We start from the raw sequence: 17,028 nt of genomic DNA, 5'->3' as shown, positions 1-17,028 counted from the left end.
TTCGAATAAGCAGATTATCAGACAATCTGTCAATACCGGCTAATGCCGCTTCTTCAATCGCCGTGGTTTTCAGAGGTTTTACGCAGGTAGTCCAACGCGACCTTAGCCGCCATATCGATGTGGTACTTGCAGGCTGCGGCGGCTTTCGGTCCGTTTCGGTCGGTAATGGCCGCAGCGATCTCCTTTATCTCTTCCACACTGTGGTTCAAGCGCCCCGGCTGCGTCATCGACGTCATGCGCAGGAGCGTCACCCGATTGTGGAGCGATGTCAGCATTTGCTTGACGAAGACGTTTCCGCTCCCTTGCATCAGGCAGTCGTAAAACGCGGTTTTCGCCTTGATGAGCCTGCTACCGGCGCCGTTTGCCGCGGCTTCCGCAAACTCAGCAACCGCCTCATTGAGTGTGTGAATATCCTGGGCGGTTCCGTTTTCAGCGAATTCCTTTCCAGCATAGCTCTCGAGCAAAGCCCTGACGCTGTAAAGCTGAGCGGCTTCTTCGTAAGTGATAGTGCTGACGACGGGGCCGCGGTGCGGATAGCTGGTAATGAGGCCCTCGGCCTCGAGTTGTCGAAGCGCCTCGCGGATTGATGTTCGTCCGACACCGATCGACTCGCAGAGTTCTCGCTCAACGAGGCGCTGACCCGGCTTGAAACGGCCGCTGGATATCGCCTGCCGCAGTTTATCCTCTACCTGAGTGCGCAAAGTGGCACTCTGCCGTGCAATCTGTAAATCCATATCACCCATAGGATCCAAAAGTCCGTTTTACCAAGGCCGGAACCGGCCGCGCAAGTCATGGTACTATATGGTGGGTTATCCCGATGAGACAACCCGATTGTCTGACGAAAACGAAGAACACCCAAGCCTGGCCTCTTACCGGACATTCCATGCGTCCCCATTACCGTAGAACCTTTGCAAATGCGAGATCCGGTGACAGCGATGGGAAACTCGTCAGGACTGCGGGATCGTGGCCTGGAACGAGTACTCCGGACGGTCCTGAAAGCTCACGGAGAGTTCGGTATCCCTCCAATACGTCGGCGTAATCGGCGAAAAGCGGAAAGACGTCGTCATGCTCTAGAAAGCGTTGAAAATGGAGTGCGTCCGATGCGATAACGACGACGTCATTGCCATCGTCCAGCCTCACGACCTGAAGGCCCCTAGAATGACCGCCGACGAGATGGATAGTGAGCCCCTCCATAATCTCGCCGTTCCCGTCGTGGAAGCACACCCTGCCGGAAAACGTCAGGCGGACCGCATCGACTACGGCGTCCACCGCAAAGGGACGCCGAAGACGATCATGGCACATGCATCGTCCTGTACCGTAGGCCATCTCCCGATCCTGCAAGTGGAACAGGGCTTCGGGGAAGTCCGCAAGGTTTCCTGCGTGATCATAGTGAAGATGCGTGATGACGACGTCGGTAATGGACGATGCGGAAATCCCGAGCTGGCGAAGCGCCTCGACCGGATGGATCAACATGGTCCTCCCGCGCCTTTCAGCCTCCTGCGGGCTAAACCCGGTGTCAACCAGGATCAGACGTTCACCATGGCGGATCAACCAAACGAAATACTCGATCCTGCCCGGGGCGTCGTGGGGATCTCCTGCTTCCAGGCCGAGTTCGCCAACGGGCCGAACCGCAGTGCCGTAATGTATCGCCAGGACTTTCCAGTCGGTCAAATTCTCGCTCCTTCCGCAGGCTCAAGGAACCAGCAGATGCCGGATCACCTCGCCACGGTCTAACCGGTCGAAGGCCTCGTTGATTTCCTCAAGCGGGCCAGTGCTGGACAACAGTCTCTCCACGGGCAACCTACCCTTGAGGAACAGGTCGATATAGCGGGGAACATCGCGCGAAGGTACGCAGGACCCCATGTAGCTGCCTTTGATGACGCGTTCTTCCCCGACAAGAGGAAGCGGCGAGATCTCGAATTTGGTGTTCACGTTCGCCAGACCCGCTGTGGCCGTCGTGCCGCCGCGCCGCGTAATGCCATACGCGGTTTCGAACGCTTTGCTCGACCCTGCCATCTCGATGGCGTAGTCCACTCCCCCGCGGGTCGCTTCCTTGACCTCGCCGATGACATCCGGCGTGGTTGCCAGGAAGGTACGCGTCGCGCCCAGCGCCTTAGCCAACTCAAGCTTCTCCGGCATCAAATCGATGGCGACGATCTCGCTTGCCCCGCTGGCCACCGCTCCGAGGACGGCCGACAACCCCACGCCTCCCAGGCCGATGACGGCGACCGACTGCCCCGGCTTCACGCCACATGTATTTACGACGGCACCGACGCCTGTCATCACGGCGCATCCGAACAAGGCCGCCATGGTGACGTCCACGTCTTTGGTGATCTTGACGACCGAGTGCGCCGACACGACCGCGTATTCCGAAAACGCCGATACGCCGCTGTGATGGTTGATATCGTAGCCCCGAAGACGGATATGCTTGCTACCGTTCAACAATGTCCCGGCGGCGTTTGCGCGATAGCCCGGCTCACAGAGGCTTGCGCGTCCTCCCGCGCAGTAATCGCAGTGTCCGCAGATGGGCAGGAACGACATCACGACGTGATCGCCAACCTTCACTGTATCCACACCGGGTCCGATTTCTTCGACAATGCCGGACGCTTCATGCCCCAACGCGACAGGCAATGGACGGGGGCGGTCGCCATTTATCGCCGACAGGTCGGAGTGGCACACACCAGCGGCCTTGATTTTGACCAGGACCTCAAGATTGCCCGGAGGCGCCAGGTCGACGGTCTCGACACTGAGAGGCCGCGAACTTGCATACGGCTTGGGAAGCCCTGACTCTCGGAGAATGACTGATTTCATCTGCATTGTCGCGTATTCCTATCTCGAGAGCATCTGCATGGCGGCGGGTACGTAGCGGAAGCCTTCCCCCTCCCGGGCGACATTGCCGAGCCCGGGCCACGCAAAGTGATAGGACATCACTGGTATGCGGTCTGTCGCGAGCATATCCAGCACCCGTGTGCGCGACCGCGCCGAGAGCTTGGGATCGGTGTCGTACTTGAACTCCATCCACGGGCGTTCCATCAGCAGGATATGATGATGGGTCAGATCGCCGAGGAAGCAGAGCCGATCGTTGCCCGACTGCATGAGGAAGCAGAAGTGGCCCAAGGTGTGGCCTGGAGCGTGCACTGCCTGCACGCCCGGCAGAAACTCCTGACCGTCCACGAAATGCGTTATCCGATCACGGTGTGGAAGAAGGTTCCTCCGGGCATTTTCCACCTGGGCCTTGAAACCGTCATCAAGCTTGCCTCCGTCGGTCCAGTCATCGAAGTCGCTTTCGCTTATGAAGATCTCCGCGTTGGGAAAATTAAGCTTGCCGTCCTGATCGCAAAGTCCGCCGGTGTGGTCGATGTGTGCGTGGGACAACACCACGGCATCGACTTCCAAAGTGTCGATCCCTGCCTCCTGCATGCTCTTCAGCAGGCGACCGGTCGTCGGCCCGAAAATCTTCGACGTCCCCATCCCGGTGTCGAACAGGATGGTCTTTCCGTTGATTTTGACCAGCGGGATGTTCTGCTCGAGGGTCACCGACGAACTGGACAGGAAGTTCCTGTCGAGCATTTCCGTCACCGTGGCTGCGTCGACCCCGAGGAAATTCTCCCGTGGGTCGCCCAATTCCAACGGTCCGTCCGAAAGTACCGTTATTTCGCCGCTTCCGAACTTGAACGGATAGAAATAGGGCAACTTAGTCTGATGCGCTTGGTCATTGAGCACGCCGCTTATCCTCCCAGATTGGCTGCACCATTTGACAGATTGTATGAAAATCTGTCAACACAATAGTGGTGATTGTCTACGAAGTCAGGAAACGATCGAAAGCACGTGACCCCTTGGCCTGCCGATGTTGAACTGTTCGATCTGCTGCATCAGCCGCTGGGTCTCTTTTGTGAGTTCCTGGGTGGCGGCGTGGGCTTGCTCGGCGATGGCAGCGTTTCGCTGGGTGCTGTCATCGATCTCGCCAACGGCCTGGTTCACTTCGATAAGCGAAGCCGCCTGGTCCCTGCTCGCCGCAGCGATAAGCTCAACCCTTTCGGAAATTCCGGCAACATTCGACGATATCGCAATCAGCACCTTGCCCGCCTCGTTCACCAATCGCGATCCCGAGGCGACTTCCTCGCTTGATCTTGCTATGAGTTCCTTGATTTCCTGGGCGGCTAGAGCCGACCGCTGGGCAAGTTCCCTGACTTCCTGGGCCACGACAGCGAAGCCCTGCCCCGCTTCTCCAGCTCTCGCGGCCTCGACACCGGCATTGAGTGCCAGGAGATTGGTCTGGAAGGCAATCTCGTCGATGACGCCGATGATTTGCGAAATGCGCCCGGAAGCCGCTTCTATTCGTCCCATAGCGTCAACCGCGTTCGTGACCACTGAAGCAGACGCATCCGCGGCCTGCTTGGTTTCTTTTACCAGCTGGGCTGCGGCTTGTGCCTGCTCTGTCGAGGAACGCACCGTCGCGGTGAGTTGATGAACAGCGGCCGCGGTCTCCTCCAACGACGCGGCTTGACGCTCGCTGCGGCGGGAGAGATCATCGGCGCCACTGCTGAGGTTGTCTGCATTTTGCCGAATGAGCACGATGTTGCCGCGAAGTTCCGACATCGTCGCCTGCAAACGCAGCAACGAATTGTTGAAGTCCCGTCGCAATTGTTCCAGCCGCCCGGAGAACGGTTGATCGATCGTGCTCGAAACATCACCGTTGGATAACCTCTCCAGCCCAGCGGCAAGACTGTCGACGGCGTCGCCGATCTGTTTGTCGATCTCGGCTTTCTCCGCCTCGTTGTGCCGACGTTCAGCTTCGGAAGCCGATCGTTGACGATCCGCGTCGTTCTCGATCTCGATCTTCCTCGCGGCATTCTCCCTGAAGACACAGAGCGCCCGGGCCATTTCTCCGAGCTCATCAGCGCGCTCAGAACCGCCGATCTCAATGTCAAGGTCCCCTTCCGCCAAACGCCGCATGTCGTCGGTCAACTGGACAACAGGTTTTTTGAAAGTCGCAATCATCCCGAAGCCAGCGAGAAGTGCGACGAGGACGCCGGCAAATGTCGTGATGAGGCCAATGCCATTCGCGTAAGCCGTCTCTTCAATGGCTCTTGCGCGCTGGGCGTCGGCAAACGTCGTGAGGTGGCCCCATATGGTGTTCAACTGGTCTGTCGTTTGCCTATATTGCGCACGCCTCACTTCCGAGATCTCGACGAGCTTCGCACTGTCCTGCGTCATACCCTCTACCGCCGGCGGCACCGTATTCTGGACTGCCTTGAAAAGGTCGAGGTCGGAAGCGGCACTCCAGATGTCCAATATCTCCTTCTTCGTTCTGTCAAAGTTCTGGACGAGCTGCGCACGGTTTTGTTCGGTAGGGTCGGCTATGAAGCGCGCAAGGTTTATCCTGATGAGATAGCTGGAGTCTGAAAGTCTTCGGCTGCCGTCCAAGGCGCTGCTGATCTTCGCCAAATGTTGGTCGAGACCTGCGAACTCGACGATTGCTTTCTTTGTTTGCTGGTTCGCTACCGCGTTAATCGCGACGGAGATTTCCTTGAACGCGGACATTGCGGTGTCGAGGCCTACGGTGTTGTCCGATGAAGCGCCCTGCGACAGAAGTTGTGTTACGCTTTTCACCGCGCCATCGACCGAGCTCGACAGTTTTGTGGCGTCCGATGGCAAGGAAGCCCGCAGATTTCGGGCGCTCCGACGCAACTCGCCCACTTTGCCGCCCAAATATTTGAGTTTCAACTCGGTCGTTCCGGCGAATTGGTAGCCCGCGGCAAGATCAAGGAAGAAGGTTGCATAGCCTGTCACCCTGTCGGCATCGCGCAACATCGATTTGGCGGCGCCCTCGGACTGCTCGCCGGACTTCCTTAACTCGTCTGCTAGCCTGAGCATTTCATTCTGCGACCAAACCAGCGATTCAGAATGATTGGCGATCGAGCTTATCAGTTTCTCTTCGCTTTCATGGATGCTCCAGAGAGAACCAAAATTGTTCACCACGTCCAGCATAATCGCGTTTGCCGACTGGAGGCCTTCGCTTTCCGCCGTAGCTCCGGCATTCGTCACCAAAGCCTGCAGATGCGATTGCTGCGCGAGCAGGTCAGCCTTCACGCGATCGCGCCTTTCTTCCGACGCCTCGTCGAGAAACTCTCTCATCGAGGCGGAGACGTCACGGAAACCCGAGAGCACCTGCATCACCTGGCTTGAGGTTTCCAGGCGGCTTTGTAGGAGACCCGCGGCGTAGTGCCCCAAAAACCCCACCGCGCAAATACTGATTATGAAAGGCAGTACGAAAATGATTACTTTTGTCTGTAGCCGGAAACGGGACAACAGCCTGTCCATTGTGGTCCATCCTTGTCCATAGGCGGTGAAGAAGCTTCATCAATCGGGATCCGCCTCCGATGGAAGCATCGAATCATCAATGACGACACGAGGCTGCGCGACTGAGGATTGTCTGTCAACAGATTGTCTGATAAAGCATGTTCAGGTTTATCAAATTGTCTCGCGAACTTGCGCAGGAATAACTCCAGAACCGGCGCTGCCGCAGCCGGCACAACTTTCACCGCTTACATCGATCAAACCGCGATGTCCTTGTTTTCAGTGGAAAGCGGTGACGGCATCTCGGCCATGTGAAGACTGCGAACATGTCGTCGTCGTGGTGACGGCGCCTTGGGGAACAAACGGGTCCTTCTCATGGATGGACGGCTCCTTGGATGACGCCGACCTCACCAGCTTTCCCAATATGCATATCGAGATGCCCGATCTGGGGAACGGTAAGTGTTGAGATTGAGGAAGCAGAGAAGATGACTGATACGAGAGCATTGCTCGATAATATGACCTTGGCCGAGCAGGTCTCGCTACTTTCCGGCGATACGTTCTGGTCTTTACCGCCCATCGACCGCCTAGGGATAGGGAGATTGCGCTTGACGGACGGCCCCAACGGCGCCCGCGGGGCGGGGTCTTTTGTCGGGGGTGTGACTGCAGCGGCTTTCCCGGTAGGCATTGCCATCGGAGCGAGTTGGAACCCGGACCTAGCCAGGGAAATCGGCAGTGCGCTAGGTGACGAGGTTCTTTCCAAAGGGGCCCATGTCTCGCTGGCGCCGACCGTTAACATCCAGCGCAGCGTCACAAACGGCCGAAACTTTGAGTGTTTCTCTGAGGATCCGATACTGACGGCGGAACTTGCCGTCGGCTATATCGAAGGTCTGCAGTCCAAGAAAGTGGGTGCCACGATAAAACATTTCGCTGGCAACGAGTCCGAGATCGAACGTACAACCATCTCTTCAGATATCGATGAACGCACTCTGCGCGAAGTCTACCTAATACCCTTTGAGGCGGCGGTGAAGCGGGCAAAGGTCTGGGCCGTGATGTCTTCATATAACAAACTAAACGGTACTTACACGGCGGAAAGCCATTGGCTGTTGAACGAGGTACTGCGCGGTGGCTGGGGTTTTAACGGCGTGGTGATGTCGGACTGGTTCGGCTCGCGTTCGACCGCACCCACCGTGAATGCTGGGCTGGATTTGGAGATGCCGGGCCCGACCCGCGACCGCGGCTCCAAGCTTCTGGCGGCGATCGACGCGGGCGAGGTAAGTGTCGAGACCGTCCGCGCCTGTGTGCACAATATCCTGACCCTGATGGAACGCACCGGCGCAATCAACGATCATCGCGAGTTTAAGGAGTACGCCATTAATCGGCCGGAACATAGGGCACTCATCAGGCGCGCGGGAGCGGAAAGCGCAGTTCTGCTACAGAATGACGGCATCCTGCCATTGGCTCAGCAAGGTACGGTCGCCATCATTGGACCCAATGCCAAGATCGCGCAGATTATGGGAGGCGGCTCGGCGCAGTTGAACCCCCACTATGTCGTCAGTCCGTGGCAGGGGCTGGCGGACGCCCTGGGTGAGGAGAACGTGTTCTACGCTCAAGGTTGCAGCAACTATCGGTTTCAGCCGCTGATCGAAAACCCGACAACCTTCGAATTTTTCCAAGGGAGGGAGCTTGCTGGCGAGCCCGTGAAGGTTATCGAGGAACCGTCGAGCCTCGGTGTATGGTTGCCCCCCGTGGCCGGGGGCACCGTCGATCCGCATCGCTTTTCCGCCCGAATGCGCACCGTCTTCACAGCCTCAGAAGCCGGCGGCTATCGCGTCGGCCTGACCTCGGCGGGGCTTGGCCGTGTCTATGTGGACGGCAGGCTTGTGGTGGACGCCTGGGCTTCCTGGACACGTGGTACCACATTCTTTGAAGAAGGCTGCGAGGAGGTCGTGGGTGAAATCACGCTCGAAGCCGGCCGTAAATACGAGGTCGTCGCCGAGTACGCCCGGCACGATCACGTCAACCTCTATATCGCCGCAATTCGGGTAGGAATAGGCAGGTTTTCGGCCGAAGCGGAGATTGCCGAGGCAGCAGCCGTCGCCGCGAAGGCTGATCATGCGGTAGTCTTCGTGGGCAGAACGGGCGACTGGGATACCGAGGGCTCCGATCTCCGCGGCATTGCGCTTCCTGGTCTGCAGGACCAGCTTGTTGAGGCGGTAATTGCGGCCAATCCGAACACGATTGTCGTCCTGCAAACTGGTGGACCGGTGGAAATGCCCTGGCTTTCCAGTGCTCGTGCAGTACTGCAATGCTGGTATCCCGGCCAGGAAGCTGGCAACGCGATCGCCGATGTCCTCCTCGGCAAGGCCGAGCCCTCGGGCCGACTGGCACAGACCTTCCCGGTGCGCTGGGCTGACAATCCCACACATACCGAGGATGACGCGGTCTATCCAGGCAAGAATGGCCATGTGCGATATGACGAAGGTGTGTTCGTTGGATATCGGCACTACGATCGCCAGGACATTAAGCCACTGTTCCCCTTCGGTCATGGTCTTGGTTATTCAAGCTTTGCGATGTCAGACCTGACGGTAGGGCTGCCGGATGCTGCCGGCGCGGTGACAGTGACACTGGGATTGACCAACGTCAGCGAGCGGCCAGGTTCGGCAGTGGTGCAAATCTATGTCGGCGATGTTGAAGCATCTGTACCCAGACCGGTCAAAGAACTGAAAGCCTTCTCGAAAATCGCCCTGGAACCCGGTGAGAAACGAAGGCTCAGTTTCATTCTTGACGCCCGAACATTTGCCTTCTTCGACACGACCGAGCGGTGCTGGCGGATAGAGACGGGGGGATTTGCAGTTATGGCTGGGTTCTCGGCCACCGACATCCGTTTGAGTGGAACTGTCACGCAAAAGGGCGCTGTCTTAGCGCTCTAATCGTGCAGAGAATCAAAGACTACGTTTGGTGGTGGTTGAGTCCTAAAATGAGCGCAGTGCGGTGAAGCTCGGTGAATGAGTGAAAGAATGGCTCAAGACGGGCGATATTGTCATCGACAGGAAGGATACCGACCTTCATAGGCGGCGAAGATGGCGTCGGAAGCGTTGGCGGACACGTTCGCGACAGCGTCGGTCCTACAATTTTTTTGATGCCTTTCGCAGTCTCTCGAACTGAGCTCACGCTTGTCGCGAGATCGGAATCGTCAATCGTATCGAGGGCTGCCACATTCTCGTGCAATTCGGCTCGACCGATCTCCTTCAGGACATATGTATCGAGCAGAAATTTCAAGCTTAGTCATCCAGCGCGCTACGATCGGGAGCACCGATCGACACGAGCGATATCGTATCCACCGTGCGAAGATTGCGGGCAGCAAACTTGGATCTCGATGGCCCAACCCTGATCATTCCTGGCAATGCGAAATCTTGTTTTCGGACGCGGAGCCACGGACAGACGCCGTCGCTCTGTGCGGAAACTTGAGCCTGCAGCCCTCTCCAGGTATCTATCGGTCGAGAGCGCAAAATTACAGGCACAGGATGCGGCGATGCTGAAAACCGACACCCGCCAAGCAAATTGGCGCCGTGCTAATCCAGCGAAATATGATGCTCATCTTGCTGTACAGCGAGCCGTAAAGGCAGGCGACCTGGAAAAGCAAACATGTGAGGTCTGCGGGATTGAAACGGTCGACGCCCATCATGATCAATACGACGACCCTTTAAAGGTGCGCTGGTTATGCCGACGGCATCACACAAGGCTTCACCACTACGGCGAGGATATGTTTCCGATCAGGAATTGCCTTTAGGTGCGGTCCGCCGATCGCTCTTGATTTCAGTTGGCGTTCCCGCGTGACTTGATGTCTAGCAACGCGATGAAGGCGCACATTGCTTGTTGCGTAACTTCCGCCATGTGATGATTTCGTTCGACTGCCCTCCGGATAGGATTGACGCGAAGGCATTGCCCTCGCGCCCTTCTCTACCACTCAGTCCAACAGGCTAAGATGTAGTGGCTCAGGAAAATACGCGAAGCCCTCTCCCGCTATGCCAACGTGCCCGTAGCCCGGCCATGGGAAGTGGTAGGACATGAAGGGTATTCTATTGGAGGCCAGCATTTTCAGAATGCGCACACGCGATTGAGCTGACAGTTTGGGATCGGTATCGAACGCAAATTCCATCAAAGGCTTTTCGAACAGAAGCACAGGATGATGAGTGAGGTCGCCGCCATAGCACATTGTCTTTCCTGCTGACTCAATCATAAAGCAGCTATGGCCGAGTGTGTGTCCAGGAGCGCTAATGGCATGAATACCAGGAAGAAACTCTTGTTCGTCCTGGAAAAAAACCATGCGGTCCCGCACGGGTTTGAGGTTGTGGATCGCGGCTTTAACTAGACCGTTGAGATCGCCTCCAAGTTTTTTCTCGTCGGTCCAGAAATCGTAGTCGGTTTGGCTGATGTACACCTGGGCATTTGGAAACGTTGGTTTCCCGTCGTCGCCCCAGATTCCGCCGACGTGGTCCCAATGAGCATGCGAACAGACGACAGCGTCAATATCTTCCAGCGCAATATTCGCGGCGGCCAAGCAAGACTTGAGACGGCCAGTCGTCGGGCCAAATTGCTTAAGCGATCCCATCCCCGTGTCGAACAAAATCAGCTTGCCACCGATGTTTACGACAGGTGCGTTCTGAGCGAGAACGACCTCATCCGTGGGCAGGAAGCTGTGGTTTAGCATGGATCTTATCTCGTCGGCCGGGACGCCGAGAAAACTTTGTGTCGGGTCGCCGAGCGGAAGTGGGCCGTCTGATACGATGGTTACCTGGGCGTCCCCAATGGCAAATCGATAAAAGTCCGGAGCTTGTGCCCCGGAAACGGGGCTCGCCCCAGCGTGAGCCGCTACACTGTTCGCACCCAAAACGGCTCCACTCAAAGCAGCTCCCCCTGCCAATAGTAAGTTGCGGCGGTCGATCTCGAAACGTTCATTTCCCATTTCACTCCTCCCCATTTGTAAAAATGCGTCTGCAGACCGCGCTTGTCTTGCGACGGATTTCGGCTTTGTCTGCATCGGAAAGGTATCAAGTGGCAGGTCTAGGACAATTGAATTGCGAGTCCATTTCAATGAGCATCGCTCAACAAATGATCTCGCTCCGACCTGCGATTCATCAATCGAAACAACCGGTTTCGGGGTACCGCGTTGGTCCGGCCATCAGATCTCGTTGGCTTTCGGTGAGTTCGAAAGAACTCTTGGCTCCCTGACTGCGGGACGCGGCTCGCATCCGAATATCGGCAAGATTATCGTGGATCGCCTTGGCTGCCTCATTGTTATGTGAGTGGCTCTGCGTCAGGTCGCCAACGGTGTTCATTAAGCGCTCGGAGGATAGATGTTACCTCTTCCCTCGAAGAGCGCACCGCTCCTGAGGAAGAAGCCACGGAAAACCGCGAGGACGTAACGATCTTCGGGTGGGCGCTACATTTCTTCCCGGGCATATTGCGGAGCCAGCAGCATGCTTCTGAAGCGCGTTGCCAGCCCGGCATTCCGCCTTATCCGACATGGTTACGACCGTAGAATGGCCGACTTCTCTACCGGCCGCCTACGGTCGCACGTCATAGGAAGCCGATCGAGATCCAGGGCACCGCTGCGACGATCGCAAGCCCGAGAAGCAGGGCGATCATGTACCCCCACAGCGGCTTTATGCCTTCCACCGGGTTCACACGGCCGATTGCACAGGCGGCATAATAACCGACGCCGAACGGCGGGAGGAACAAGCCCACTCCCATGGCGAGAATGACCACGATCGAATAGTGCACGTCGTGGATCCCTAATCCCTTGGCGATCGGAAATACCAGGGGTGCGAACAGAACCACCGCGGGAATGCCTTCCAGCACGCTACCGAGCACAATGAACGCGACGATCGACACGATCATAAAGATCGGCGCTCCTCCGGGTAGACCCGCCATCGTCTGAACCAGCCCACGCGAAAAACCCGATTGAGTCAGGCACCAGGCCACAGCCGTTGCCGCCGCGATGATGAAAAGGATGGCTCCGGACAAGACCGCCGTTTCCACCAGCATCGGACCCACCCGCTTCCAGTCGAACCGGCGGTAAATGAGGAGGCCTGCCAGCAGCGAGTAGGCAATGCCGATTGTCGAGACTTCCGTGGCGGTAGCAACGCCTTCGACAACCGCTGTACGGATGATAAAAGGTAGGGCCAAAGCCGGAAGCGCAATCAGGAATGTGCGAAAGATCTCCCTGGCTGGCGGCTTGCGAAAACCCGACATGTCCTCGTTGCGATAGCGCCACCAGACGACAACGCAAAGCATCAATCCGCAGACGAACGCCGGCAAAAGACCGCCTATGAACAGGGCCGAAATCGATACGCTCGTAACCGATCCGATGGTGATCAATACGAGGCTCGGCGGGATCGTCTCCGTCTGCGCACCCGTAGCCGCAAGCAGGGCCACGAGATCGCCGGGCTTTGATCCTCTCGCTTTCATCTCCGGGAACAGTGCCGGGGCGACAGCAGCCATGTCGGCGGTCTTCGAACCCGATATCCCAGACACCAGATACATTGCCGCGACGAGGACGTAACACAGGCCGCCTCTGACATGTCCGAGCAAGGACGCCAGGAAGTTCAGCATCGCTTTTGCCATGCCCGTAACCTCCATCAGCATACCCAGCAGCACGAACAGCGGGACCGCTAGGAGGAGAAGATGCGACATTCCCTCATCAAGCCGACCCGCGATCACGCTTATCGGACGGCTCGTACCCAGAGCCACATAACTGATGGCAGCGAGAGCGAACACGAACGCGATTGGTACGCCGCTCAGCACACCTAGTGCGATGAAGACTACGAAGAAAAGCACGAGGTTCCAGTTGCCCATCGCCATGATCAACGGTTTCGCCGCAATCGCCAACCCTATCAAGCATGCGGCTACAAGGACTCCGATCAGGAAATCGCTCAGCCTGATGCGCTGAAGGGCATTGGTCACGCCAAGGATAAGCATCAGGCCAAGTCCGATCGGAAGACCAAACGAACGCCATGCGACCGAAACTTCCATCGCGGGAGTGACGACCGGAACTTCATGAAGAGCGTAGACCGTGGCCTTGGGCAGAAGAAGCACGCAGACCGAAAGGCAAAAGACAAGTGCAGCCACCTCCAGTCTTGCCCTTACGACGGGCGGCATCGCGTCCGCGATAACGCCCATCCTCATGTGCTGTCCGCGGTGAAAAGCGAGGACCGCGCCCACGATCGAAAGCCAGAGGAACAACATGGAGGCGAGCTCGTCCGACCAGATGAGCGGCTCGCCCCATGCATAGCGGGCGAAGACGCCCGCCGACAGCACGAGTACCTCGACGACAACAAGTGCTGCGGCGATCAATTCAATCAGGCGCACCACGCCCGCTTCAGCTTTGGCCAGGACTGGCCACGCGCCGATCACCGGGGGGCTGACATTTTCAGAAGTAGCCATGTCAACGCCTCAGATCAATTTGCCCGAGGTAGACTCCAGCAACGCCCATGCTTCCTCGCCAAAACGCCCCTTCCAATCGGAATAGAACGACGAAGCTTGCAGCGTCGCGCGGAACTTGGAAACATCGACGTCGATAAATTCAAGACCCTTGCTCGTCAGCTCTGCCTGGAGTTCGGAATTCAGCTTTTCGACATCAGCGCGTTGCACGATAGCCGACCGATTGATCTCGGTGACGACAATGTCACGCAAGTCCTCAGGCAGCATCTCGAAGTTGTCCCGATTGGCGAGAATCCAGAAGCCGTCCCACATATGGTTGGTCCGGGAGAGATACTTTTGAACCTCGTACATCTTGGCAAAGTAAATGCCAGCGAGCGGGTTTTCGAGACCGTCGGCGACGTGGGTCTGGAGTGCGGAATAAGTTTCGCCCCATGGAATCGACGTCGGCGCGGCGCCGAGAGACTTGAAAAGCGATGTCCAGAGCGGCGCAGGAGGGACGCGGATCTTGAAGCCCTTGAGGTCCTCGGGCGACTTGATCGGTTTCCCGATCGAGGTCGTCTGCCGAAAGCCGTTGTCCCACATCTTCTCGAAGGCGATCAGGTTGACCTTCTCAAAAGCCGTCCGGATGCTCCGGCCGAGCTCACCATCCACCGACTTCCACACCTGCGCGTAGTCGGGGTAGGCAAATCCTACACCGGTGATGGCCGCCGGCGGGACGAGTGTCGCTGCGATGAGGCCTGTCTGCGCAAGAAGGTCCAGGCCACCTGATCGAAGCTGGCTGAGCATATCAGCATCGGTGCCGAGCTGGCTCGCGGGGAACACTTGAATGCTCACGCGGCCGTCTGTCTGCTGGCTGATCTTGTCGGAAGCCTCGGTCATCCGCGTGTTGAGCGGATGATCAACCGGCATGATGTTGGCGAATTTAAACGAGAATTCAGGCGAACTCGCACGCATGATGCGCGGTGCCGCAAGCGCGGCGGTCATCGCCACGGAACTCATAATAAGGGTACGGCGATTCATTCTGATCATTGGTTCCTCCTCTAACCGTGTTGATCTATGTCGATGTTTTTAGGAGCCTCCAGCGCAGGCGCTCTCCTCGTAAGCGTCCTCAGTTTCGTGCAGGTTGCTTAGACCTTGGACTGATGTCGCTGAAGCCGGAAGCCTCCCACTGTGCGGCTGGACGTAAATTAGGCGCTTGCGCCAAACGTCCGCAAATGAATTGCCTCCGGCCAATGGTGAGTTGAACTCAGGCGAGTTCGGCGTGACCCGCGATGGAGGCAAAGTTTTTCTGGGAGAACGCGCCAGGCAACATGAATCCAGGTCACATGTTTTTTGCGCAAACTCTTTTGATGTGGAGGAAGCCGCCATGCTAACCGCTTTGCATGCGAGCATGGCACTCCGGTGGGATGTGCCGGCCTATGACGTGCCAGTATCGCGGAGGAGACCGGAATTGCACCAAGCTTTAGAAACAAAGCCGAGCCCGGCACGAGGACCGGGAAAACCGACAATCGGTTTTATCGGTCTCGGCTCGATGGGATTGCCGATGGCGTCGCATCTCCTAAAAAGCGGCTTCAGGGTCAAGGGGTTTGACATCTCGGAGAATGCTCTAAGAAGCTTCGCTGACAGTGGCGGGACTGCCTATCCAGACGCTACAGAAGCGGCCAGCGAGACCGACGTCTTGATGTTGATGGTAGTCAACATCGACCAGGCGCACCAAGCCCTCTTCGAACGGGGCGCCCTGGCAAATTCAACCAGGGCCAGCGTCGTCGTCCTGATGTCAACATGCCCTCCCGGCGAGGTTGAACAGCTCGCCGAGGCCGTTATTGCTCGCGGTCACCGGTTTCTGGATGCGCCTGTTTCCGGCGGCGTCGCCGGAGCGCGCGACGCGTCGCTCTCCATCATGGTGGCTGGTGACAGGCAAACCTATGAGATGAGCCGCAATCTTTTCGACGTGCTCGGCTCCAAGATCTATTATCTCGGAGAGCGGCCTGGCCAGGCATCGGTTGCCAAAGCAGTCAACCAGTTGCTGTGCGGCGTACACTTGGCGGCAGCGGCTGAGGCGCTGTCGCTCGCCGAAAGGGCTGGCCTCGACACCTCAACGGTACTCGAGATCGTGTCCGGCTCGGCGGCCGCCAGCTGGATGCTCAACGATCGTGGCCAGCGGATGCTTCTGGAAGACCCTGAGGTAACGAGCGCGGTAGACATTTTTGTGAAAGATCTCGGTATCGTGCTTGCCGCCGGCTCCTCTGCCAGGGCCGCCCTGCCGCTCGCCTCCGTTGCGCATCAGTTCTTCCTTGCCGCGTCTGGGCAGGGGTCAGGCTCGGCAGATGACAGTCAGGTCATTCGTGCGTATCGGGGAATGACCGCGGGCCAGAAGGAGGCAAAAAAGTGAGTGCCGAGATCAAAAGCAATTACGCGCGACTGTCCGGTATCACCATGCACTACCTGACCGCAGGATCCGGTGAGCCGCTGGTTCTCCTTCACGGGGTGCCGCAGAGTTCGCACGAATGGCGGCACGTGATCCCCTTCCTCGCGGACAAGTACGCGATCATCGCGCCGGACCTGCGGGGCCTCGGCGACACTTCCCGGCCCGCCGATGGGTACGACAAGAAAACGATTGCCGAGGACGTGTGGGAGCTTCTTTCTGAACATCTGAAGATCGATCGCTTCAATCTTGTGGGACACGACTGGGGCGGCCCGGTGGCGTTTGCCCTGGCCGCGCAGCACCGGGGGGCTGTTAGCAAGCTCGCGATCCTGGACGTTACCATTCCTGGCGATGGAGCGGACATGTCGCAAGGCGGCCGCCGTTGGCACCACCCTTTCTTCAGGACGCCGGATTTGCCGGAAGCGATGTTCGGCGGTCGCGAGCATATCTATCTGGAATGGTTGTTTGACAATTACGGCAGCCGGGCAAACGTGCTATCTCAGGAAGACAAGAATGAGTATTTCCGTACCTACCTGAAACCGGGTGGCCTGCGCACACTTCTCGCCTATTATCGGGGCTTTCCAACCGACGTCAAAGACAACGAGTTATTCCTCGAGAGGGATGGCAAGCTCGAAATGCCGGTCCTCGCCCTGGGCGGAGACAGTGGTTTTGGCCGCGGCATGGAGACGATGGAATCACTGCAGCGGGTGGCAAGTGACGTTCGAGGCGGATTGATCCCGGGCTCGGGTCACTGGGTTGCGGAAGAAGCTCCCGAATTCATAGCGAACGAACTCGGGAAATTCTTCGGCTAAACCACTGCCTGACGTCGGGGATGCGCGTCTGATCCACCAGTCGCGCAT

The 17,028-nt window shown here is 57.8% G+C and carries 13 protein-coding genes; 4 read left to right on the top strand and 9 right to left on the bottom strand.

From position 1 onward, the window contains the following. Positions 1 to 53: 53 nt before the first annotated feature. The 5 genes from PH547_RS22455 to PH547_RS22435 form a co-directional block, all read right to left on the bottom strand. Positions 54 to 743 (bottom strand): GntR family transcriptional regulator, encoded by a 690-nt coding sequence (locus PH547_RS22455; RefSeq protein ID WP_004130085.1) that lies wholly within the window; start codon positions 741 to 743, stop codon positions 54 to 56. A 151-nt stretch (positions 744 to 894) separates the two neighbouring features. Further along, positions 895 to 1,551: an N-acyl homoserine lactonase family protein gene (locus tag PH547_RS22450; RefSeq protein WP_240535563.1), complete on the bottom strand. Its 657-nt coding sequence runs from the start codon at positions 1,549 to 1,551 to the stop codon at positions 895 to 897. 141 nt (positions 1,552 to 1,692) lie between these two features. Next, complete coding sequence (locus PH547_RS22445; protein WP_013984731.1) at positions 1,693 to 2,817, bottom strand: zinc-dependent alcohol dehydrogenase family protein; 1,125 nt, start codon at positions 2,815 to 2,817, stop codon at positions 1,693 to 1,695. Between the two features lie 12 nt (positions 2,818 to 2,829). Then, positions 2,830 to 3,723, bottom strand: coding sequence for an MBL fold metallo-hydrolase (locus PH547_RS22440; protein WP_015341914.1), 894 nt, complete (start codon positions 3,721 to 3,723; stop codon positions 2,830 to 2,832). 84 nt (positions 3,724 to 3,807) lie between these two features. Next, positions 3,808 to 6,324 (bottom strand): methyl-accepting chemotaxis protein, encoded by a 2,517-nt coding sequence (locus tag PH547_RS22435; protein ID WP_285169545.1) that lies wholly within the window; start codon positions 6,322 to 6,324, stop codon positions 3,808 to 3,810. Positions 6,325 to 6,785: 461 nt separating this feature from the next. Between PH547_RS22435 and PH547_RS22430 the strand changes: the two genes are divergently transcribed. Then, a complete protein-coding gene (locus PH547_RS22430) occupies positions 6,786 to 9,230 on the top strand; it encodes a beta-glucosidase (RefSeq protein WP_004130063.1) in 2,445 nt (814 codons plus the stop codon). A gap of 19 nt (positions 9,231 to 9,249) precedes the next feature. Here the strand turns inward: PH547_RS22430 and PH547_RS22425 are convergent, their stop codons facing one another. Continuing rightward, complete coding sequence (locus PH547_RS22425; RefSeq protein WP_004130061.1) at positions 9,250 to 9,579, bottom strand: hypothetical protein; 330 nt, start codon at positions 9,577 to 9,579, stop codon at positions 9,250 to 9,252. 253 nt (positions 9,580 to 9,832) lie between these two features. Between PH547_RS22425 and PH547_RS22420 the strand changes: the two genes are divergently transcribed. Continuing rightward, complete coding sequence (locus tag PH547_RS22420; protein ID WP_037156026.1) at positions 9,833 to 10,090, top strand: hypothetical protein; 258 nt, start codon at positions 9,833 to 9,835, stop codon at positions 10,088 to 10,090. Positions 10,091 to 10,267: 177 nt separating this feature from the next. On the opposite strand, the gene PH547_RS22415 is transcribed toward PH547_RS22420, so the two are convergent. From PH547_RS22415 to PH547_RS22405, 3 genes are all read right to left on the bottom strand, one after another. Continuing rightward, entirely contained in the window at positions 10,268 to 11,266 is a 999-nt protein-coding gene (locus PH547_RS22415) for an MBL fold metallo-hydrolase (protein WP_004130059.1), read from the bottom strand. Between the two features lie 614 nt (positions 11,267 to 11,880). After that, positions 11,881 to 13,746, bottom strand: coding sequence for a TRAP transporter large permease (locus tag PH547_RS22410; RefSeq protein WP_004130056.1), 1,866 nt, complete (start codon positions 13,744 to 13,746; stop codon positions 11,881 to 11,883). 9 nt (positions 13,747 to 13,755) lie between these two features. Then, positions 13,756 to 14,772: a TRAP transporter substrate-binding protein gene (locus PH547_RS22405; RefSeq protein WP_004130054.1), complete on the bottom strand. Its 1,017-nt coding sequence runs from the start codon at positions 14,770 to 14,772 to the stop codon at positions 13,756 to 13,758. A 394-nt stretch (positions 14,773 to 15,166) separates the two neighbouring features. Between PH547_RS22405 and PH547_RS22400 the strand changes: the two genes are divergently transcribed. Next, positions 15,167 to 16,135, top strand: coding sequence for an NAD(P)-dependent oxidoreductase (locus PH547_RS22400; RefSeq protein WP_015341921.1), 969 nt, complete (start codon positions 15,167 to 15,169; stop codon positions 16,133 to 16,135). Further along, a complete protein-coding gene (locus tag PH547_RS22395) occupies positions 16,132 to 16,980 on the top strand; it encodes an alpha/beta fold hydrolase (protein WP_004130049.1) in 849 nt (282 codons plus the stop codon). Before PH547_RS22400 ends, PH547_RS22395 begins: the two co-directional genes overlap by 4 nt. Positions 16,981 to 17,028 lie beyond the last annotated feature (48 nt).

The sequence above is a fragment of the Rhizobium cerradonense genome (genome assembly GCF_030182455.1).
In the GTDB taxonomy this organism is placed as follows: Bacteria; Pseudomonadota; Alphaproteobacteria; order Rhizobiales; family Rhizobiaceae; genus Rhizobium.
This window is presented reverse-complemented; position numbering and strand designations above follow the sequence as displayed.

Excerpts from the sequence above, each read along its gene's own strand:
- PH547_RS22430 (WP_004130063.1), top strand. The coding sequence starts at position 6,786 with ATGACTGATACGAGAGCATTGCTCGATAATATGACCTTGGCCGAGCAG.
- PH547_RS22435 (WP_285169545.1), bottom strand. The coding sequence starts at position 6,324 with ATGGACAGGCTGTTGTCCCGTTTCCGGCTACAGACAAAAGTAATCATT.
- PH547_RS22455 (WP_004130085.1), bottom strand. The coding sequence starts at position 743 with ATGGGTGATATGGATTTACAGATTGCACGGCAGAGTGCCACTTTGCGC.
- PH547_RS22420 (WP_037156026.1), top strand. The coding sequence starts at position 9,833 with ATGCTGAAAACCGACACCCGCCAAGCAAATTGGCGCCGTGCTAATCCA.
- PH547_RS22415 (WP_004130059.1), bottom strand. The coding sequence starts at position 11,266 with ATGGGAAATGAACGTTTCGAGATCGACCGCCGCAACTTACTATTGGCA.
- PH547_RS22405 (WP_004130054.1), bottom strand. The coding sequence starts at position 14,772 with ATGATCAGAATGAATCGCCGTACCCTTATTATGAGTTCCGTGGCGATG.
- PH547_RS22410 (WP_004130056.1), bottom strand. The coding sequence starts at position 13,746 with ATGGCTACTTCTGAAAATGTCAGCCCCCCGGTGATCGGCGCGTGGCCA.
- PH547_RS22445 (WP_013984731.1), bottom strand. The coding sequence starts at position 2,817 with ATGCAGATGAAATCAGTCATTCTCCGAGAGTCAGGGCTTCCCAAGCCG.